We start from the raw sequence: 19,677 nt of genomic DNA on the forward strand, positions 1-19,677 counted from the left end.
TTCGTCTCCATACAGTCCGCAACCCGCAATCGTTTCTCCGTCCCAGCCCGCCGTCGTTCCGCCCTCACCATCCGTTACCATCGGCTCGAAGCATTTGACGCGTGGAAATCCGCAGCGAGTGCCGCTTGATGTACCATCGGCAACACAACTTGCTGACTCTGCGCGAGTTAACGTGACAACACCGGTCTGGGCCTATCATCGTTTTGCGCTGAGCACGGCGGATGTCGAGGATCTGCTGGCCGAACGCGGCGTTATCGTCAGCCGCGAAGCCGTTCGCCTCTGGGTCAACCGGTTTGGCGCGCATTTTTCGGCCCTCGTTCCGCCGGGGCCGACCGCGTCTGAGCCACAAGTGGCACATGGACGAGGTCGTTGTGCCGATTAATGGCGTGAAGCACTGGCTGTGGCGGGTCGTCGATGGTGAGGAGGATCTGGATTTGATCCGGGGGATCAAATCCCCGACGAACGGTGATACGCTCGACATCCTGGTTCAGACACGCCGCAATGCCAAAGCTGCCAAGCGCTTCCTGACACGGCTGATCGCTCAATTCGGCCAACCGAGGGTGGTCATCACCGACAAGCTGCGTAGCTACACGAAGCCAATCGCGCGCTTGGCACCCGGGGCCGATCACCGGGCCCACAAAGGGCTCAACAGCCGGATCGAGGGCAGTCACAGACCGACGCGACGACGTGAGAAAATCATGGGACGGTTCAAGTCCCCCAGACAGGCACAGCGCTTCCTTGCCGCCCATGACCAGATCAACACGATCTTCAAACCCCGCCGCTATCGCCTCACAGCCACATCCTGTCGCCACGCCCGGGCCGACGCATTCGAGTTATGGGCAGATTACGTCCTCGCGATGAAACCATGACCCACCAAACGTCGAGCATTTCAGCCCCAGCCAAACAACTTGGCAATGCCGTTACGCCACCTTCGCCACCCTCTCGTGAATTATTCTGGCTAGGACCGCATGCGGAGGGGGTGGGGTGTTTCCCGATCCAACATCACAAATCCGTTTCAAAACCTTCACCTGATTGACAGCTTCGGACGGTATGGCAGCGCTGTGCCCGACAAGGGGCGAAAATTCACTCAACTGAGGTTGCATCCATGAAACCCACCCGCCGTTCCGCAATCAAGCTGGGCGCTGCTGCCTTGGCTGCGCCGATGATCCTTCGCGCCACTGATGCCCTTGCCTCGTCGGGCAGCGTCAAGGTCTTTGCCTGGCAGGATTATATCCAGCCCAATATCACCGAAAAGTTCGAGGCCGACACCGGCATCAAGCTGGAATTGACCACCTATGGGTCCAATGACGAGGCAGAATCGACCGTGCGCGCCAACGGCGGCAAAGGGTTTGACGTGGTGTTCCCGTCGATCACCAACTCGGCCGGGTATCTTGATGACAATGGCGAATCGTTCTTTGCCGCAGTTCCCGCCGATGTGAAAACTGAAAACGTGATCCCGTCCTTCCTGCGTGACAGCGCCACCTTGGGCGGCGTTCATAATGGCGATCAAATCCTGTTGCCGTTCAACTGGGGCACCGAAGGGCTGACCCTGAACCGCGCCAAGCTGAATATTTCCGACGCTGACCTGTCCTATGGCGATCTGTGGCGCCCCGAGGCGCAGGGTGCCGCGGCCTTCCGTCAGAAATCGGTCATCATGGGCACTGGCCTGTATCTGGATGCGATCGGCAAAGTGCCGTCAAACCGCATGCTGGACGTCTATAAATCCGAAGACGACGCCCGCCGTGTCTGGGGCGAGGTGGCCAAGTTCATCATCGAGCACAAGGCAAATTTCGGCGCCTTCTGGAACAACGCAACCGAAGCGACCACCGCGTTCAAGGAAGCGGGCTGTGTCATCGGCCAGACATGGGACACAACCGGTCTGCTGCTGAACCGTGAAAACGGCGATTTCGTTTACCGCGCCCCGAAAGAGGGGATCATCACCTGGCTTGACAGCTTTGGCATGTTGAAAGGCGCTGAAAACCCCGAACAGGCGGTGGCGTTCATGAACTTCATGCTGCAGCCTGAAATGGGCGGCATGATGTCCAACAACACCGGCTATAACTCGGCCGTTGCGGGGGCTGCTGAATTTGCATCCGACGAATTCAAGACTCAGTTCAACACCGTCTACACCAATGACGTTTTGAACAACATGTGGTGGTGGCAGGCGGATACGCCCTTCTTTGGCCCGGTCCGCAACGAGTTCGTGGAAATCATCACCAACGCTTAAGGCGGGCGATTTTGGAAACCACCAAGAGGGGCGCTTTTGTCCCTCTTGATTGCTGTATGGGGACAGCCTGACATGCGTGGCAAGGATGTGCGCCTTGAAGGCGTGGCGATCACCTATCCCAATGGCTTTACGGCGGTGCAACCGACCGATCTGACGATTGAGGCGGGCGAGTTTTTTTCCATCCTCGGGCCGTCTGGCTGTGGCAAAACCACGATCCTGCGCGCCGTGTCTGGCTTTGTCGATCCAAGCGCCGGGCAAATCCTGATCGGTGGCGAGGACATGCGCGGCAAGGGGCCGAATGCGCGCCCCACCGCCTTGATCTTTCAGAACCTCGCGCTGTTCCCGCTGATGCCGGTCTGGGAAAACGTCGCCTTCGGGCTTGAGGCGCGCGGGATGTCGCGCCGCGCGCGACGCGAAAAAGCGCTTGAATTGCTCGATCTTGTGGCCCTGCCCGAACAGGCCGACAAGAAACCCGGTGAATTGTCTGGTGGCCAGCGGCAACGCGTGGCGATTGCGCGCGCCTTGGCCGTTGAACCGGCGGTTTTGCTGCTTGATGAACCGCTGAGCGCGCTTGACCTCAAGCTGCGCCAGCATATGCGCGCCGAATTGCGCGCGATCCAGCGCAAGACCGGCGTGACCTTCATCTACATCACCCATGATCAGGGCGAGGCATTGACCATGTCGGATCGCGTGGCGGTGATGAACAACGGGGTGATCGAACAGGTGGGAAGCGCCGATGCGATCTATAGCGCGCCGCAATCGGCCTTTGTCGCCTCTTTCGTGGGCGAGGTGAACCCGTTTCACGGGCGCATCATTGGCACCGATGGCGCGATGGCACAGATAGAAACCCCGCATGGCCGATTGGTGGCGCGCAATCCAACAGCCTTGGCGAATGGCGCGACGGCGATCCTTTTCGTGCGCCCGGAACAGGTGGGGTTTGGTGCAGGCTACAGCAACCGGTTCGAGGCGCGCCTGATGCGGCGCGATCTGGAAGGCGCGTTCGTGACCTTTGAGGTGCAAACCCCAACCGGCGCGCAAATCAACCTGCATCAAAGCAATACCGGCGGCGCATCCGTGGCGGTTGACGATATCTGTCAGGTTGGTTTTGACGGCGAGGCGGCGGTGTTGCTGCCCGACGGGCCGATGGCGAAAACCGGTGCCGAAGTGGCCGCGCAATGAGCGATCTTATTCGCGGATATGGCCGGGGTCTGGTGGCGGTGTTTTTCGCCGCCGTGGCGCTCTGGGCGCTGATGCTGATCATCCTGCCGCAACTGACCATGCTGGAACGCGCGGTGACCGCCCCCAAGCGGCAATTGGACAGTTCCATCGCGGCGCAGCTGCGACGCGACGCGCAGACCTGTGCATCGGTTCTCAAAACCTATGAGGCGGCCCCGGATGCAACGGCGGGAACGGGCGGCATGGCGGTGCCTTCGGCGTCACAAATGGCGGTGCCTTCGGCCAGCACCATGACAACCGGCGGTGAAAGCGACGAGTCAACACGCCCCTATATCCTGCAATGCGACCGCGCCACGACCCATGTGGCGATGGTGCGCGGCCCTGATGCCGATCCGGTCTGGCTGGATGAGGAATTCGGCCTGCCCCTGTTGGCGGTCAGCGATGGCGACCCGATCCCCGATCAGATCGCCACCGCGAAAGACATCGCACAACGGGCAGACGCGCTGTTCACAGAGCTTCAATCCGCCGAGGCGAACGCCTTTCCCTATACGTTGGACAATTTCGACGCCTTGTTCGCGGCGCGTCAAATTCCTGTCTCGGCCGAGCAAAAGGCGATTGAGGACGCGACCCTGTCCAAGACCCTTTACCGCATGATCGGGCTTCGGTTTGATCGCGATGGCGCGGTCTATGAACGGATCGGGCTGATCACGTTGACCCGCACGCTGGTCTTCGCGGTGATGGCCACGGCGCTGGCCCTCGTGCTGTGTTATCCGATTGCCTATAAGGTGGCGCTGGCCACCCCGCCGGATCGCGCGGTCTGGCTGTTTCTGGGGCTGATCATTCCCTATGCCATTGTCGAATTGATGCGGGTCTATGCCTGGACCACGATCATCGACAACCAAGGGCTGTTGAACGGAATGATGCAATGGCTTGGCCTGATCAGCGAACCGATACAGTTCAAGCGCATGCCGGGCACGATCTTTGTGGTCATTGTCTATACCTATGTGCTGTTCATGGTGTTCCCGATCTACAACGTGATGAACACGCTGGATCGCAACCAGATCGAGGCGGCCAAGGATCTGGGCGCGGGGGCCATTCGGGTGCATCGCCGCATCATCATCCCGCATGCCAAGCCGGGCATCGCCGTAGGCTGTATCGCCACTTTCATGCTGGCGGCGGGGGCCTTTTCGGTGCCGCGCATCATCAGCCGCGGCTTGCAGGCGGAATGGTTCAGCCAGACGATCTATAACAAGTTCTTTGAATCCGAGAATTCGAACATCGGTGCCGCCTATTCCTTTACCTATACGCTGGTCTGTTTTGTGCTGGTGGGGCTGTTCATGTGGGCGATGCGCACGCGGCTCAAGGATTTTGCGAGGGTGCAATGAGATCGGATAAAGTGCTTTCGGCCTATACCTGGGCCTTTTTGATCTTCATGTTTGCGCCGCTGATCCTGATGGTGCTGACATCGTTCAACAACACCTCGCCGCCCTCGGTCACCGAGTGGCACGGGGTGACCGGCAAGTGGTATGCGTTTTTCTGGATGCCGCAAGAGGCGCTGCGCGCCGATGAGGTGCTGCGTTCGCTGGATCGCGACCGTTTCGTTGGCTGCTTTGGCAATTCGCTTTATGTGGCGGGGCTTGTTGTGCCGCTGTCGCTGTTGCTGGGGCTGGCGGGGGCGGTTTTGCTGACACGCTGGCGCAATCGGGCGAACGGGGTGTTGTGGTGGGTGCTGTTGTCGCCGATGCTGGCGCCTGGCATCGTTCTGGGCCTGAGCGCGCTGGTGTTCTGGGGGCGGCTGGGGGTGAATGCGGGGCTCTTCACCATCATCATGGCGCAGACCACCTTTGTGGCGGGCTATCCGATGCTGGTGCTGATGGCGCGGCTGCAACGCCAACCGGTCGAGCTGGAAGAGGCCGCCCTTGACCTTGGCGCAAGCCCGTTTCGCGTGTTCTGGCGCCTGACGCTGCCCTATCTGGCACCAGCCTTGATTTCTGCCGGGGTGATCGCTTTCATGGCGTCGATGGAAAATTACAACACCACCATGTTCGCCAAGGGCGGCTCTTGCACATTCGCCACCGAAATCGGCGCAATGGGGCGCAACCCCAATGGCCACCCGCCGGTGATCAACGCCGTGGGTACAATCATCATCGTGCTGACGGTTCTGGCGGCCACGGCGCATACGCTGTTGTCCCGGCGCGAGACACAGGCGTGATCCGCGCGCGCTGCCACCCCAAGCTGCGCGCGCTGTTGCCCGAACCGGTGCCAGCGGCGGGGGCCTTGCCCGATTGGCTGAAATCCATGCCCTCCGAGGTGGCCGCCCCCACATTGGGCGGCGCGGCGGTGCGCACGTTGAAACATTGCCCACCTGTGATTGACGCGCTGTCGCTTGGCGTGCTGATCCCGCTGGCCACCGATATCACCGTGGCAGATGGCGAGATGTCATGGCACTGGGACCCGCCGATCCTTGAGGATGCCTTGATCAGCCGCGCGCCCCTGGGCCTGCATGTGCCGGAACAGGCCAGCGGCGTGCCGCTGCGGCTGGCATGCAATGCCGTGGTCAAGTTCATGAATTTCTGGACATTGCAGGTGCCTGACGGTTTCTCGCTGCTTTTCACCCACCCCCTCAACCGCGAGGATCTGCCGTTCCGCACGCTGTCGGGGGTCGTGGATTGCGACCTCTTCGGCGACGGCTATGTACATTTTCCCGCGCTCTGGGTTGATCCGGGATTCGAGGGGGTCTTGCCGCGCGGCACACCGGTGGCGCAGGTCTTCGCCCTCCCGCGCGCGGCGCAGGGGCTTGAAATCGGCCAAATGACCGAGGCCGAGATCGCCCGCAACCGCGAGATGCAGCGTGATCTGGCCGAAAATCGTGGCGTCTATCGCCGCAAGTTCCGGCACTAACGCGCCGCGACAGCCCCCAATCCCCATCTCACAGATTAAGCGGAATCGCGCCCTTGGACACCCGCACCAGCGTGCGGATCACGGCGGCGCGGTCGGGATGGCGGGCGAGCAGTGCCCGGCGCATTTCGGGCGCGTCCGGGTCGCCCGTCTCACAGGCAACACGATACAGGGCAAGCGCTGCCTCACCATCCCCCGGCAACCCGGCCCATGCGGCGCGGGCGATGTCATAGCGCCCCAGCCGCAGCGCCACGCGGCCCAGATTGCGCCGCGCATCCCCATCCGACGGATCAAGCGTCAGGGCACGGTCGAACCCCTCCAGCGCTGTGGCCAGATCCCCGGTGTCAATCGCCGCCCGTCCCATCTCAAACCACGCCGCCGCATGGCCGGGGGCGGCTCTTACCGCTCGCTTCAGGCAGGCGATGGCCTCTGCGTGGCGGCCCAGTTCCATCAGCACCTTGCCGTGATTGTAAAGCAGCGAGGGATGCGCCTTGGCCGCTTTGGTCAGCGGCGCAAGAATGGCCTCGGCACCCTGCCAGTCGCCCCGTGCCAATGCGGCATTCAGATGTTCCAAGTCCATAGCCGCACCATATCGGGCTTTCGTGACGGTTCCGTCACAAATCCGTTGCCTGCTTCACTTAACGCGGATGCGACACCTGAACGGAGATCTTCCCATGCTATCGGCTTTCACCGCACCCGGCCAATTCTACCGTGGCAATCTGCACACCCATTCCACGCTGTCAGATGGCTGTCTTGCGCCCGAGGAAGTTTGCCGCCGCTACCGCGCCGAGGGCTATGATTTCCTTTCGCTGACCGATCATTTTGTCGGGCAGTATGGCTATCCGCTGGCCGACACACGCGCATTTCAAAGCGACGGGTTCACCACCCTTCCGGGGGCCGAGCTGCATTCGGGCAGAATGGAAAACGATCAGTTGTGGCATATTCTGGCGGTCGGTCTGCCGCATGATTTCACGCCGCCCCATGCACCGGGCTTTCTGCCGGTCGAGGGGCAGGAAACCGGCCCCGAACTGGCGCAGCGCGCGCGCGATGCTGGCGCTTTCGTCTCCATTGCACACCCGCATTGGTCTGGGCTGACGCTTGCCGATGCCCGCTCGATCACGGCAGCGCATTCGGTCGAGATCTACAATCACGGCTGCGCGGTTGGTTGTGACCGCGAGGGCGGCGGGCATGTACTTGATCTGCTGTTGTCCGAAGGGCGCGACCTGACGCTGATTGCCACCGATGACGCCCATTTCACCGAGCCCGATCATTTCGGCGGATGGGTCATGGTCAAGGCCGAGGCCAATGAGCCGGACCTGTTGCTTGCAGCCCTGAAAAAAGGGGAATTCTACAGCTCGCAAGGGCCCGAGATCCGCGCGATCGAAATGGATGACGAGACCGTCACGGTGACCTCTACGGCGGTGTCGTCGATCATCCTTCAGGGCCATGGGCAGGCGGCAACGGCGATCCACGGACACTCGATGACTCGGGGAGTTATTTCGCTGGACAGGTTTCGTGCATCGGAGTGGCTGCGGGTCACGGTTGTGGACGCCGCCGGCAAACGCGCATGGACCAATCCTGTTATCTTCGGCTAAAGGTAGAAACCGGGCACCCGCCAATCCAAATGTCCGTTCCGTTCTGCACTCCCGCTGCTTACGCCCGCGTGGCTTTGCAGACGCAGCGAATATCAACCTCTGCACATCAGATGCACGAGTGCAACTTCACGCTGCATCTTGCGCGACCGTCCGACGATGCTGGCGAGCTGGCCAAACGCCCAATGCGTGGGCGCGACAGGCTCCTGCGCTTTCGGCAGCATAAGGTGCAACCGCTCGGGGTTGTCGCGCGCGGCCTCGACCCGGATATCCGCCGTCTGCACCACCCGGCTACGGCTGCGCTCGGAGCGACCCTTCACCGATGCCCAGAGATCATCGAGCGACAGATACCGCTCGTCATCCGGCCGGTTGAACCATTCGGACGACACCCGCCCGTTCCGCTCGCCCCGGCTTACATCCACTTTCCAGCCACCAGCACGCGTCGGTGCGACCGGATCCAGAATTTCCACAACGCCCATCGGCATTCCTCCGTGACAGGCACCGGGAGCCACTCTCCCAGCCCTCAACCCGTCACCGGGAAACCGGCACTCCTCTCACTCTCGGGGAACGTGTGAGCAAAGTCCCATGAAGGGCCTTACGGATCTCATTGGACGGACCACGCCAGCAGAACCGATCCAATTGCCCAGATGCCGAAACCAATCAGGATGATTGCCGACACCCGCGAGGTCCAGATGGCGAAAGCCGGCGGCAGGCGGTGCCTCACCAGTGCCACGCCACCTGAAAGCACCATCCACCACAGAATCGAACCAAAAACCACCCCGGCGATCACCGTCAAGGCCGCCGACACACCCGAGGGAGTGTCATGAACTTTGTGTATCTGGGCTGGCCCATGCGGGTTTCAGATACGGTCACGCGTTGAAGCGTTCGTCGATCATGATAGCGAATTGGTTGCGGGCCGCAAACCATTCCCGGACATTCCTGCCGCCTTTTTCGAAGTTTCGGATCGCCAGATAGATCAGCTTGGTCGCGGCCTCCTCGGTCGGAAATGAGCCGCGCGTCTTGATCGATTTTCGGAATGAGGAGGGTCAGAAAACGATCCGGGGGATCGTTTTCCCGACGAATGCGGTTCAGACTTTCTATGGCATTCGTCGTGTAGATGATCTTGCGAATGGCTGGATCGAAGGCGAAGAACGGGATCACCTCGGCCCAGGCCCGCCGCCAGGCCGGGGCTATCGAGGCGTATTTTCCGGCCCATTTCTCTTCAAAGGCGTCCAGTTTGGCGGCGGCCTGATCGGCGGTCGGAGCGCCGTAAATCAGGCGCAGATCAGCGGCGACGGCCTTACGGTCCTTCCAGGCGCAGAAGTTCAGCGAATGGCGCACCAGATGCACGATGCATGTCTGGACGGTGGCCTCCGGGAAGGCGGCGGTGATGGCGTCGGGGAAGCCTTTGAGGCCGTCGACGACGGCGATCAGCACGTCCTGAACCCCGCGGTTTTTCAGCTCATTCATCACCGATAACCAGAATTTGGCCCCTTCGTTATCGGCGATCCACAGCCCCAAAACCTCGCGAACCCCCTCACGGGTGACGCCCAAGGCCACGTAAACCGCCTTGTTTTTCACCATCCGGCTATCGGCATCGCGGATTTTGACCCGGAGCGCGTCGAAGATCACGATCGGATACATCCGGTCCAGCGCCCGGCTCTGCCAATCGCGGACCTCATCCAGCACAGCATCGTTCGGCGGGAAAACGATCCCCCGGATCGTTTTCTGATCCGCCTCACCCCGGCTGATCAGGTCGGGCGAGACCTGCAGGCCATAGACATCCTCGAGATGGGCGCGGATGTCACGCACCGTCAGACCGGCGGCGTAAAGACCGATGATCTTGTCGTCGATCCCGTCAATCCGGGTCTGGCCTTTCTTCACCAGCTCGGGCTCGAAACTGCCGTCCCGGTCGCGCGGCACGGCGATCGGCACCTCGCCGTCCTGCCCCTTCAGCCGCTTGGAGGACGTCCCGTTGCGACGGTTGGCCTGTCCCGCGGGCGCGTCCTTGCCTTCCTCATAGCCAAGATGCGCCGTCAGTTCAGCGCCCAGCATCCGCTCCATGAGCCTGATCTTCAGCTCTTTCATCAGCCCGGCATCGCCAAGCAAATCCTCAGGCCGCTCGCAGCCCTTCAGCAACTCGTCCAGTAGTTCCTTGGAAATTGTCATCGTCCTTGCTCCTCTCAAGAAGCATGGACCAAATCCCAGTTACACAGAAGATCGGACACTCTCCATCAGTTGATCAAAAGCCGCTTTGCCGCGCGCTTGTCTCGCTTGGATTGCAGGATTTTTTCAAGAACGGCACCGTGTTGGTCGACAGCCCGCCATAGCCAGTATGACCGGCCCGCGATCTTCACGACGACCTCGTCCAGATGCCAGACATCGCCGGGGCGCGGCTGCCGTCGCCGCAGAACGTGGGCGATCAGGGGGCCAAACTTGACGGTCCAGCGCCGGATCGTCTCATATGAGCCGTCCACGCCGCGTTCCAGCATCAGCTCCTCGACCTCGCGCAGGCTCAAATTGAACCGGACGTAGAGCCACACAACATGAGCAATGATCTGAGGCGGAAACCGGTGGCGCTTGTAGGTGATTTTCAATGGCTGCATCGACACCGCCTACGCCCGGATCAATGAACCAGCAACCTCAAGTCCGTTAACGTGACAACACCATTTAACCACTTGCCCGAACGCTCAGTTCGACACGGCACGGTGGGCCACGATGACCGCGCTGCCGGTCCTGTCCTGCAGAACCTCGCTGTCGATGCGGTAGGCACGGTTCAGGCACGGTGCTTGCAGCACGTCTGCGGTAGGTCCGGCCATGACCAGCCCCCCGTTTTCGAGAAAGACGATATGGTCGGCATAGCGCGCCGCAAGGGTCAGGTCATGCAGGGCGGCAAGGATCAGCCGCGTAGAAGACAGGGTGCGCAGGTGGTCCAGCACCTCGAGTTGGTGGTGCAGGTCCAGCGCGCTTGTCGGCTCGTCCAATATCAATACGCGCGGGTCGCGGATCAGGCGTTGTGCCAGCAGGACGCGTTGTTGCTGCCCGCCGGACAAGCGATCCATGCGGCGATCAGACAACGTGCCAAGGTTCAGCGCCGCCAATGCGCGGGCGACCTCGGCACGGTCTTGGGCGGTGATGCGCCAGCCCAGTCGCTCGCGTCGTCCAAGCAACACGCAATCGGCCACGCTCATCGCTGCCGAAACAGCGAAATCCTGTGGCATGAACCCGATGCGTTCGGGCGCAGGCCATGCTCCGTCCAGACTGCATGTGCCTCCATGTGCGATCACCCCGGCCAGCGCCTTGAGCAGCGTTGATTTGCCCGCGCCGTTCGGGCCGATCACAACGATCAGCCCGGTCGACGGCAGGCGCAACGCATTGATCCGCAACAGCCGATTTCGGCCCGCATCGACAGTGAACGCTTCTAGGATCAGGCTCATCTTCGTCCTTTCAGCAAAATGATCGCCAGCAACATCGGGATGCCGGCTATGGCGGTGATGATGCCCACCGGGATCACGGCACCGGGCGAGATTGCCTTGCCGATAACCGAGGCTGCGACCAGAACGACCGCGCCCATGATGCCCGCCATAGGCAGGCCAAATCGGTGATCCTCGCCCACCAGCGACCGCCCGACATGCGGCGCGATCAGGCCGACGAACCCGATCGTGCCGGTAAAACTGACCGCGCCCGCCGTCAGTAGGGCCACAAGGACAAGCACGCGGCGGCGCAGGGATTCGACATTCAGCCCAAGGCTGGCGGCATTGCCATCGCCAAGGCGCAGCGCGGTCAGGTTCCAGACCTCGCGCAGGATAAAGGGCAAGGTCACCACAAGGATGACGCAGAGCACCTTGACGCTGGTCCAACTGGCCTTGAGCAGGCTGCCAAAAAGCCAGAACACGATCTGTTGCAGCACCTCGGGCGCGGCCATGAATTGCAGCAGCGATTGCAGCGATTGGAACAGGAACAAGACGGCGATACCCGCCAGCACCAACATCTCGGGCGAAGCGCCGCGATAGCGCGCGACAAGATAGACCAGTGCGGCGGCGGTCAGCGTGGCGGCAAAGGCCGCCAGCGGCACGCCGATCCACATGGCCACCGGCAAGGCCGAGCCGAACAGGATGACCAAGGCCGCGCCAAATCCGGCCGCTGCGGAAAACCCCAGCGTATAGGGGCTGGCCAGCGGGTTGTTCAGGATGGTCTGCATCATCAGTCCCGCAATCCCCAAGGTGCAGCCGACCAGTGCCGCCATGATCGTCTGCGGCATCCTCAGGTGCCACAGAATGACGGCAAGGCGGCGATCCTCTCCCGCCGGGCCATCCGCCAGCCCGCGCAAAACATCGCCCAAGGGCAATCCCGCCGGACCGGTGACAAGATCGGCCACCATCAGGCAGGCCAACAGGCCGAGGGCGGCACAAACCGCCCCCACCTGTCCCAGACCAAAGCGCCGGGCGGCGCTCTGGTCACTGGTTAAAGCGCTCATTCCGCTTGCATCATGAAGATGCCAGCGGGCGCGATCGGCAACCAGTCGGCGTAGAACTGAGACAGTTCGGCCTCGGGATCGACGTTGGCAAAAGCCTCGGGATGCAGCGCCTTTCCGAGAAACCGGAAATAGGCAAAATCTGACAACGTACGCGTGCCGCCATGGTAGATGCCGTAGACCTTGCCGTTCTGAACCGCAGGCAGATCAGCCCACCCTGCGCGGCCCTTATAGGCGTCGATCCGCTGCTGCGCCAAACCCTTGTCGGCACCGAACCCCATCGGGACGGCGGCGGGACGGTTCAGCCATTCCGACCCCGACAGGAGGATGACCTCGGGCGCTTCGGCCAGCACGTATTCCGGCGACAGGGGACCCCAGTTTTCGATCTGGCCATTGGCGATATTCTGCCCCTTGAGCCGGTCGATGATCCCACCCCACATGCCCCCGGCATAGGAATTGCCGACCTCATCAGGGCCCTTCTGGGCCAGTTCGACATAGACCTTGGGCCGCGCATCCGACCGGGCCACGCGGGCTTCGGTGTCGGCGGTCATCTCGGCATAGAGCGTGGCCAAAGCCTCGGCCCGGTCAGCGGTGCCCATGGCCAGACCCAACGCTCGGGTCGAGGCAAGATGCGCCTCCAGCGTCTGCGCATTGTAGTCAAGCACCAGGACCGGGATACCCGCGGCGTCGAACTGCGCCGCTGTTTCGCCCAGAGCGTCATATTGCCAACCGGCAAGGATCACGAGGTCCGGATCGGTTGCAATGGCGCTTTCGATCGAAAAGGTGGACGACTCGGTATCGCCCACATCCGGCAGATCGGCCAGTTGCGGGAAGGTCTGGGTATAAGCCTGCCACTGCTTGGGTCGCCACTCGGCCCAAGGGCCGCGCGACAGGCCGACGATCTTGTCGGCAGCGCCCTCGCCCGCGACGGCAAGGTAATCCTCATAGTAAAAGCCCAGCATCACCCGTTCTGCGGGTGCCTCAAGCGTCACGGTGCGGTCCCGCAGGTCTGTGATGGTGATCTCTGCCATGGCGGAGGTGCCCAGCAGTGCGGCGATGCAGGTTGTCAAAACCAGTTTCATTCTGTGTCCTTTCAAGGTGTCAATGTTTCAGGCAGCGCGGCGCGCAGGCGCCGTGCCGGTCATGGCGTTCAGGGCGCAGGCATCCAGCACCCGAATGCGTGTCGGTAAGGGCAAGGCGATGACCCCGGCCTTTTCCAGTGCGCGCATCTGGCGCGAGACCGTTTCCAGCGTCAGGCCGGTCAACTGGCCCAGTTCGCAACGGCTGAGCGGCAGATGCTTCTCGTCCGGCGCGCCCTGACGGTCGAGAAACCACGCCAGCATGGCGGCCACGCGTTCCGGCGCTGCCATACGTCCCAGCAAAACCTGCCAACGCTGCGCCTCGGCCAGTTGGTCTTGGACAAGCCTCAGCAGGTTCAGCCGCAGGCGTGGGATGGTCGCGGCCAGCCGGTCAAAGTCATCGCGCCCGCAAGTCAGAACCTCGGTCGGCCCCATGGCCGACAACTGCCTCTGCGTCCGGCGCGGCAACAGCGGCGACAGGGTTTCGCCCGCAAAGGTCAGCGCGAGAAGGTGCCTCTGACCGTCGCGCGTGCGCAGGTCTTCACGCAGCACGCCGGCGCGGACCAGCCCGACAAAAGGCGCATCCGAGGGATCGTGCGGCAGCGTATCGCCATCGACAAAGGTTTCCAGCGCAAAACTTCGCTGCACAAGGCGCATTTGGTGGTGGGATAGCCCCGGAAACAGGGCGGGTCGTATGGCCCCGGACCGCGCAGGCGCTGGTTCGGGCCATGGGTGAAGCAACGCAGTCATGCGGTTCATCCTTGTCTCATGGGTTGGACAAGGGGGCGCAGTGCCCCCGGCTGACGGATCAGGCTAGACGGGGAGGCGCGCGGGCGCGGTTGTGCGACGGGACGCGTTGGCGGGTCGGAGCCCCCCGGTCGTGACCGCCCAGATCGGCGGGGCGCAGGTCCAGACCCAAGGCGACAGGCTGCGGCGGCGTCAGGTCGACGCTGCCGATGGACACCTGCACGCAATGGGGCTGATCATGGTCGGTATCGTGGTCTTCGACCGGAATGGTCCGGCCATCGTCGGTCAGCCAGGCCTCTTGCGGACCATCCGTTGTGCAAAGGACAAGCCGCATCCCGTCGGCCCCACCCGCACGCATCATCCCCTCGGGCACCGAGCCGGTGCCGAGAAGCGCCAAAAGCAGCAGCGCGCGCGTTATGAGACCGACCAGATTCACCCGTCAGTGACCGGAATGGTCCATGGTCGAATGGCCCACGCCATCGGCGGGATCGACCATGAATTCCACCGCCACTTCACCCGCGTGGCGAAAGATCAGCGTCGCGGGGATCATGTCACCCTCGGCGACCATGCCGGTCAGGCCCATGAACATCACATGCATCCCGCCGGGTTCCAGATTGACAGCCTCGCCCGGCGCGATGGGCACGCCGATCACCGGGCGCATCTTGGCGATACCATCCTCGAAAATCGTCGTGTGCAGGGTCGTCGAGGCGGCAAAGGTGCTGCGCGCCCCGACCAATTCTTCGGGCGTGTCGCCTTCGTTGGAGATGGTCACATAGCCCGCGGCGGATTTGGCCATACCGGCGGGCACCGGGATCGACGGGTGGATGATATGCAAATTGCCGGCCATCTGGTCATGGGCCATGGCGGGCGTGGCCAGCAACATCAGGGCAAAAAGCGCGCGTTTCATGTCTGTCCTTTCTTCATGGGGTCTTTATAGGTCGGCCCGGTTGATCCGGGCGGGGTGATCGTCGAGCCATGGGGCGGCAAGGCGGGGCTGGTCAGGAAGGTCTCGTCGGTCAGGCTGTGCAGAAAGGCGATGATGTCGTGGTTTCCCGCCTCGGACGCCTGAAAGCCGACGATCATGCCATCCTGATTGGCGTGGCCCTTCGCGTCCGCCGCGCGCGTAATGCGCCAGCACGCCGCGCAGATCGGGGATCGGCCCGTCATGCATATAGGGGGCCGTCACCGCGACATTGCGCAGGCTTGGTGTGCGAAACAGCCCGGCGTCACCGGGAACACCTGTGATCTCGATCCGGCCCGGTGCGCTGGCGGGATACTCGGTATAAAGGCCGGCATTGTGAAACCCGATCTCGACCCAAGGGCTGCCCTCGCGCTGGAAATTATCGGTGAACAGCACCCCCTGATGACAGTGATAGCATTCAAAGCGGTGGTCAAAGAACAGCTGCTCGCCCCGCTTGGCGGCCTCTGACAGCGCGTCCAGATCGCCACCGTATTTGAACCGGTCATAGGGGCTGTCAAAGGACATAAGGCTGCGCTGAAACGCCGCCAAGGCCCGCGTCACGGTGAACAAATCAGGGTCGCGCCGGTCGGGAAAGGCAGCGGCGAAAGCCTTGCCATAATACGGGTCCGCCGCGAGGGTGGCGAAAATGCGCGCCTCCTGCCCGGTTGCACCCATCTCGTCCGGGGCTTCGCCGAACAGCGGCACCAGTGCCTGAAACTCAAGAGAGGTCATATGCGGATTGGCCCACGCGTTCACCGGAAGATAGGCCACATTGGCAAGGCTGGGCGCATTGAGGTTGCCCACGGTGCCATGAATGCCAACCGCCCGGTCGCGCCCGTCGGTAAAGGCGCGCGCGGGGTCGTGGCAGGATGCACAGGCCACGGTGCCATCCCCCGACAGGCGTGCGTCATAGAACAGGTGCCTGCCAAGGTCGACCTTGGCGGCGCTCATCGGGTTGTCCTCGGGCACGGGCGGACGCGGCATCCAGTCCGGCAAGGGCCAGTCAAAACCCTCTTGGGCCTGTGCCGGGGCCATCACAGCCCTGGTCAAAAGCGCCAGTACCACGCCAAGCGCGGCGCGTCGCATGGCTCAGCGCGCTCGGATGAGGGCTTGATCGGCGGCAGGCTCGTCGCCATAGCCCAACCCCAGCTTTGCCATCACCGCCATGCAATCCGCATCGCCATGAAAGGACATGCAGCCGGGGGATGTCTCCGGCGCATTGACGCGCAGATCGGCACCCACCACCACATCTGCCGGGTCGATCACGACGGTCTGCGTCGCCGCGACGAACCCGTCCAGCGTAATCTCCATCAGGTTGGGGTTCTTGCACGGAGCCTTGGGGGCATCGGTCTTACCTTCGGATGCGCACATGGTGGACCCAAGGTGCAGGAACCAGCCCTTTGGCCCGTCTTCGCGGCGGTCGGTCGGCACCATGTCGATCCGCACGAATTTATAGCCGCCACGCCAGTTCCAGAACATCGAAGTCAGGTTCAGCGGCGACGGGGCCGTGGTCGGGTCGCCATGGTTCATCTCGAAAGGCACACCGGCCTTAAAGGCGACACCGGTGTAATCGCCCGCCGCCACGGTGTCCCGCAGCGCGGTGTTCATCGGCGCAGTGCCATTGGCGCAGGCGGCGCGGCCATCCTCGAAATCCAGCAGCGCCGTGCCTGCATGTTGCCAATCGCTTTTTGCCAATCGCTTTCGTCCAGCGTCGCAGGCACGCGGCTGCCATCGGCGGCGATCATCGCCACATCGCTGACATAGAGGCGGAAATCGGTGCCACGCACGACGGCACCGGTGCTGCCAAGGTCCGCATATGTGGCATCGCAGGCAAACGGCTGCCCGCCGATCTCGGCGGCGAAATTGATGCTTACGGGTTGAACGGCAAAGGTCGGGGTCGTGGCAAGCGCAGCAAGAATTGCGAATTTCTTCATTGTGGTGTCCAACTGTCTGATCCCGGCAACAGGCCAAGCGCGTTTTTCGAAAGGATCGGAAAACTCAGACGATCGGAGGGGCCCTTGCTGGCCGGGCCGCTTCGGCAGTCGGCGCGTACAGGACGGGCGGGGCCGGTGTCCAGTCGGCGGGACCAAGCGAAAGCTGGATCACAATCTCGGAAATTGCCGGGACAGGCAGGGACATGCCCGCATGCAGACGGCAGGCTTCGCAATCAGACGCGGCTCCGTCGCCATCGACATCGCCACAAATCGCCCCCGCATCCAGACCAAAAGCCTGCATATAGGCTGTTGCAGCTAGATCATCAGGGGTGGCGAAACGATGCGCGAACCCTGAACTCGCCAGGGCAAGAATCAGCAGCGTTACCACGACGTGCAAAGGCCATATGCGAATAAGCCGTTCCATGATGAAAGTACGATAGCACAAGTTCACCATTGCACAAGCTCAAGCCGGGTCTCGTAACGATTCAGCCATTCGGTCAAGACGCCACGTCAAAATGCCCGCCGCTTTTGCCATCTGGCACCGCAGCAATCCTGGCGGCATTGCCCTTTGGAATGCTCTTCAAGATGCCGGCTTCAAGAGCATCAACGCGAAGGGCCACCCTTTCGATGCCCCAAAATCGGAATGGCGAAAATTTCTGCAGGAGCCGGGCGATGGGGGCGGGCCAGGAGAGACGGATGCGCGGACGCAAGAGCTCCAGTTCTTCCAGGCTCTCCAGCAGCGCGGGGCCAGCATATTCTCCGCGAAAGGTCTTCAATTGTGCGAGGTCAGACAGGAAATCGCGTGCGCGCCGGTATCTCCCAACTGTGATCCTTACCTTGTAGTCCATTGGTTCTTCGCCGAACCGCTTGGGAAGCGGTCAGGACAAACGTTTTGACCAGCATCATTCCGGCAAATCTCCATCGGCGAAAAGGTTGGGGAAAAGCCGTTCGCGGTAGTCCGACGGAAACGCCAGTCTTACCGGAGTCTTCGGAGACGCGGAGGTCAGATACCCGGCAGAGGTCAATTTGCTAAGCGTGTTCCGCGCGGTGCGTTTGGAGGTCTTGAGCACAATCTGCGCATCGCCACGCTCAAGCGCGCCATGCCGAAGCACGGCCGAGATCAGATCGGGCGCGCGTTTGTCGTCAATGGTGTCTTCAACGAGGCGCCGGTACCGTTTTTCCAACCCGCCGAGGTCAAACAGCTTTGCGGAAAACGTGATCTGGTCGAGCGAGACCTTCAGGAACCATTCGCAGAATGTCTTCAGCGCGGCCTCGGACAGGTTGCCGCGCCCGTCGCGGTCGCCACGTCGCGGGCTGTCCGCGAGATCCATCATGCGTTTGTACTCACCACGATCCGCCAACCCGCGGGCAATGCCCGAGACCGCCAAACGCGATGCCGCCGTCGAAACTTTCTTCGCCGCAACCAATGCCGATATCCGCCATGGTGGCAATCAAGCCTTCTATGCGGTCGATGCTGACTACGTGCAGATGCCGCCCTTCGAGACCTTTGAAGCCCCTGAGGCGTATTATTCAACTCTCGGCCACGAGACCCATTGGGCTCGCCATCCCGAGCGTCTCGATCGTAGCTTCGGCCGCAAACGCTGGGGCGACGAGGGCTATGCCCAGGAAGAACTGGTTGCCGAGCTTGGCGCCGCATTTCTGGCAGCTGATTTGGGTCTGTCGCCGGAACCGCGTGATGAGCACGCGTCCTATATCGCGCATTGGCTCGAAGGTCTCCGCAACGACAGGCGGTTCATTTTTCAGGCTGCTGCTCACGCGCAGCGCGCCGTCGATTACCTGCATGGATTGCAGCCAAGTACAGACGAGGCCGCCGTATAGGCGGCCTCGAACTATTGTCATGTATAGTCAAACTTTGATTGCGTAATTCGATTTCATGGTGCCTTGCCCCGGACTTTCGGGCGGGTCGGAATCCTTTGTTACTTCATCCCGAGTTGCAGGCGCAGGGTTTCAGCCAGATCGTCGATCGTCGGCTTGACCTCGGCGCCTTCGGTCAGTTCGACGAGGGCGGCGGCGATCAAATCGGTGACGGCAACGCCTTCGGCGCCGGGGTAGGCATACCAGGGACCGGCATGGGCGGCGACCTGCGCGTGGCCGACCTTGGCATTCGGGTTCGTCTCGTAATAGGCGCCAAGATAGCTTTCATCATCCAGCACGATCTTGTTCGCCGGCGCATAACCGGTGTTTTCCACGATAATCTTCTGACCCACGGGGCCCGTGACGAAGGCAATATAGTCCCAGGCGGCCTGCTGCTTTTCCGCGTCGTCGGTCAGCATCACGATGCCCGAGCCACCAGTGGGAAAATAGACGTTCTCCTTAGCAACCACCGGGGTGCCCAAGACCCTGAGTTCGAAATTTCCTTTCGAGCCCTCCTCGAAGCGTTTCAGCAGCGAGGAGCTTTCGAGGTGTTGTCACGTTAACTCGCGCAGTCAGCAAGTTGTGTTGCCGATGGTACATCAAGCGGCACTCGCTGCGGATTTCCACGCTTCGAATGCTTCGAGCCGATGGTAACGGATGGTGAGGGCGGAACGACGGCGGGCTGGGACGGAGAAACGATTGCGGGTTGCGGAC

Annotated in this window: 21 protein-coding genes and 7 pseudogenes; 9 read left to right on the forward strand and 19 right to left on the reverse strand. The window is 62.0% G+C overall.

What is annotated here, in order from left to right; genetic code table 11:
- From ABIE58_RS20370 to ABIE58_RS18515, 7 genes and pseudogenes are all read left to right on the forward strand, one after another.
- Window positions 1-129, forward strand: a pseudogene (locus ABIE58_RS20370) (IS6 family transposase); the annotation flags it as partial.
- 43 nt (window positions 130-172) lie between these two features.
- Window positions 173-869 (forward strand): annotated as a pseudogene (locus ABIE58_RS18490) (IS6 family transposase).
- Window positions 870-1,105: 236 nt separating this feature from the next.
- Window positions 1,106-2,227: an extracellular solute-binding protein gene (locus tag ABIE58_RS18495; RefSeq protein WP_354546136.1), complete on the forward strand. Its 1,122-nt coding sequence runs from the start codon at window positions 1,106-1,108 to the stop codon at window positions 2,225-2,227.
- Between the two features lie 72 nt (window positions 2,228-2,299).
- Entirely contained in the window at window positions 2,300-3,406 is a 1,107-nt protein-coding gene (locus ABIE58_RS18500) for an ABC transporter ATP-binding protein (RefSeq protein WP_354546137.1), read from the forward strand.
- A complete protein-coding gene (locus tag ABIE58_RS18505; RefSeq protein WP_354546138.1) occupies window positions 3,403-4,788 on the forward strand; it encodes an ABC transporter permease subunit in 1,386 nt (461 codons plus the stop codon). Before ABIE58_RS18500 ends, ABIE58_RS18505 begins: the two co-directional genes overlap by 4 nt.
- Window positions 4,785-5,615: an ABC transporter permease gene (locus ABIE58_RS18510; protein WP_354546139.1), complete on the forward strand. Its 831-nt coding sequence runs from the start codon at window positions 4,785-4,787 to the stop codon at window positions 5,613-5,615. Before ABIE58_RS18505 ends, ABIE58_RS18510 begins: the two co-directional genes overlap by 4 nt.
- Window positions 5,612-6,304: a hypothetical protein gene (locus tag ABIE58_RS18515; protein WP_354546140.1), complete on the forward strand. Its 693-nt coding sequence runs from the start codon at window positions 5,612-5,614 to the stop codon at window positions 6,302-6,304. Before ABIE58_RS18510 ends, ABIE58_RS18515 begins: the two co-directional genes overlap by 4 nt.
- A 28-nt stretch (window positions 6,305-6,332) precedes the next feature.
- Here ABIE58_RS18515 and ABIE58_RS18520 read toward each other — a convergent pair whose 3' ends face one another.
- Window positions 6,333-6,881: a tetratricopeptide repeat protein gene (locus ABIE58_RS18520; protein WP_354546141.1), complete on the reverse strand. Its 549-nt coding sequence runs from the start codon at window positions 6,879-6,881 to the stop codon at window positions 6,333-6,335.
- A 94-nt stretch (window positions 6,882-6,975) separates the two neighbouring features.
- Between ABIE58_RS18520 and ABIE58_RS18525 the strand changes: the two genes are divergently transcribed.
- Window positions 6,976-7,896, forward strand: a complete 921-nt coding sequence (locus tag ABIE58_RS18525) for a PHP domain-containing protein (protein WP_354546142.1) — start codon at window positions 6,976-6,978, stop codon at window positions 7,894-7,896.
- 122 nt (window positions 7,897-8,018) lie between these two features.
- Here the strand turns inward: ABIE58_RS18525 and ABIE58_RS18530 are convergent.
- The 16 genes and pseudogenes from ABIE58_RS18530 to ABIE58_RS18605 all read right to left on the reverse strand — a co-directional run.
- Window positions 8,019-8,372, reverse strand: a pseudogene (locus ABIE58_RS18530) (DUF932 domain-containing protein); the annotation flags it as partial.
- Window positions 8,373-8,497: 125 nt separating this feature from the next.
- Window positions 8,498-8,689, reverse strand: coding sequence for a hypothetical protein (locus ABIE58_RS18535; RefSeq protein WP_354546143.1), 192 nt, complete (start codon window positions 8,687-8,689; stop codon window positions 8,498-8,500).
- 73 nt (window positions 8,690-8,762) lie between these two features.
- Window positions 8,763-10,062 (reverse strand): annotated as a pseudogene (locus ABIE58_RS18540) (IS256 family transposase).
- A 71-nt stretch (window positions 10,063-10,133) separates the two neighbouring features.
- Window positions 10,134-10,499 (reverse strand): annotated as a pseudogene (locus ABIE58_RS18545) (IS6 family transposase); the annotation flags it as partial.
- Between the two features lie 84 nt (window positions 10,500-10,583).
- Complete coding sequence (locus ABIE58_RS18550) at window positions 10,584-11,330, reverse strand: ABC transporter ATP-binding protein (protein ID WP_354546144.1); 747 nt, start codon at window positions 11,328-11,330, stop codon at window positions 10,584-10,586.
- A complete protein-coding gene (locus tag ABIE58_RS18555) occupies window positions 11,327-12,370 on the reverse strand; it encodes a FecCD family ABC transporter permease (RefSeq protein ID WP_354546145.1) in 1,044 nt (347 codons plus the stop codon). Before ABIE58_RS18555 ends, ABIE58_RS18550 begins: the two co-directional genes overlap by 4 nt.
- Window positions 12,367-13,449 (reverse strand): ABC transporter substrate-binding protein, encoded by a 1,083-nt coding sequence (locus ABIE58_RS18560; RefSeq protein WP_354546146.1) that lies wholly within the window; start codon window positions 13,447-13,449, stop codon window positions 12,367-12,369. Before ABIE58_RS18560 ends, ABIE58_RS18555 begins: the two co-directional genes overlap by 4 nt.
- Window positions 13,450-13,476: 27 nt before the next feature.
- Window positions 13,477-14,196 carry a Crp/Fnr family transcriptional regulator gene (locus tag ABIE58_RS18565; RefSeq protein ID WP_354546147.1) on the reverse strand — a complete coding sequence of 240 codons (720 nt, stop codon included), beginning with the start codon at window positions 14,194-14,196 and terminating at the stop codon, window positions 13,477-13,479.
- 58 nt (window positions 14,197-14,254) lie between these two features.
- Window positions 14,255-14,629: a DUF2946 family protein gene (locus ABIE58_RS18570; RefSeq protein ID WP_354546148.1), complete on the reverse strand. Its 375-nt coding sequence runs from the start codon at window positions 14,627-14,629 to the stop codon at window positions 14,255-14,257.
- A 3-nt stretch (window positions 14,630-14,632) separates the two neighbouring features.
- Entirely contained in the window at window positions 14,633-15,100 is a 468-nt protein-coding gene (locus tag ABIE58_RS18575) for a copper chaperone PCu(A)C (protein ID WP_354546149.1), read from the reverse strand.
- Between the two features lie 24 nt (window positions 15,101-15,124).
- Entirely contained in the window at window positions 15,125-16,240 is a 1,116-nt protein-coding gene (locus ABIE58_RS18580; RefSeq protein ID WP_354546150.1) for a cytochrome c peroxidase, read from the reverse strand.
- A gap of 3 nt (window positions 16,241-16,243) precedes the next feature.
- Window positions 16,244-16,849 carry an MbnP family copper-binding protein gene (locus ABIE58_RS18585; RefSeq protein ID WP_354546151.1) on the reverse strand — a complete coding sequence of 202 codons (606 nt, stop codon included), beginning with the start codon at window positions 16,847-16,849 and terminating at the stop codon, window positions 16,244-16,246.
- Complete coding sequence (locus ABIE58_RS18590; RefSeq protein WP_354546152.1) at window positions 16,759-17,100, reverse strand: MbnP family protein; 342 nt, start codon at window positions 17,098-17,100, stop codon at window positions 16,759-16,761. Before ABIE58_RS18590 ends, ABIE58_RS18585 begins: the two co-directional genes overlap by 91 nt.
- A gap of 52 nt (window positions 17,101-17,152) precedes the next feature.
- Window positions 17,153-17,512 (reverse strand): polyketide synthase, encoded by a 360-nt coding sequence (locus tag ABIE58_RS18595; protein ID WP_354546153.1) that lies wholly within the window; start codon window positions 17,510-17,512, stop codon window positions 17,153-17,155.
- 73 nt (window positions 17,513-17,585) lie between these two features.
- Window positions 17,586-17,936 carry a hypothetical protein gene (locus ABIE58_RS18600; RefSeq protein WP_354546154.1) on the reverse strand — a complete coding sequence of 117 codons (351 nt, stop codon included), beginning with the start codon at window positions 17,934-17,936 and terminating at the stop codon, window positions 17,586-17,588.
- Window positions 17,937-17,990: 54 nt separating this feature from the next.
- Window positions 17,991-18,464, reverse strand: a pseudogene (locus ABIE58_RS18605) (Fic family protein); the annotation flags it as partial.
- Here ABIE58_RS18605 and ABIE58_RS18610 point away from each other — a divergent pair.
- Complete coding sequence (locus tag ABIE58_RS18610) at window positions 18,460-18,927, forward strand: ArdC family protein (RefSeq protein ID WP_354546155.1); 468 nt, start codon at window positions 18,460-18,462, stop codon at window positions 18,925-18,927. The pseudogene ABIE58_RS18605 and the gene ABIE58_RS18610 overlap by 5 nt on opposite strands.
- A 98-nt stretch (window positions 18,928-19,025) precedes the next feature.
- Here ABIE58_RS18610 and ABIE58_RS18615 read toward each other — a convergent pair whose 3' ends face one another.
- The gene (locus tag ABIE58_RS18615; RefSeq protein WP_354546156.1) at window positions 19,026-19,445 is read right to left on the reverse strand and encodes an extracellular solute-binding protein; all 420 of its coding nucleotides are present in this window, start codon (window positions 19,443-19,445) and stop codon (window positions 19,026-19,028) included.
- A 117-nt stretch (window positions 19,446-19,562) separates the two neighbouring features.
- Window positions 19,563-19,677, reverse strand: a pseudogene (locus ABIE58_RS20375) (IS6 family transposase); the annotation flags it as partial.

This window comes from Roseovarius sp. MBR-78, assembly GCF_040547535.1.
GTDB lineage: Bacteria > Pseudomonadota > Alphaproteobacteria > Rhodobacterales > Rhodobacteraceae > Roseovarius.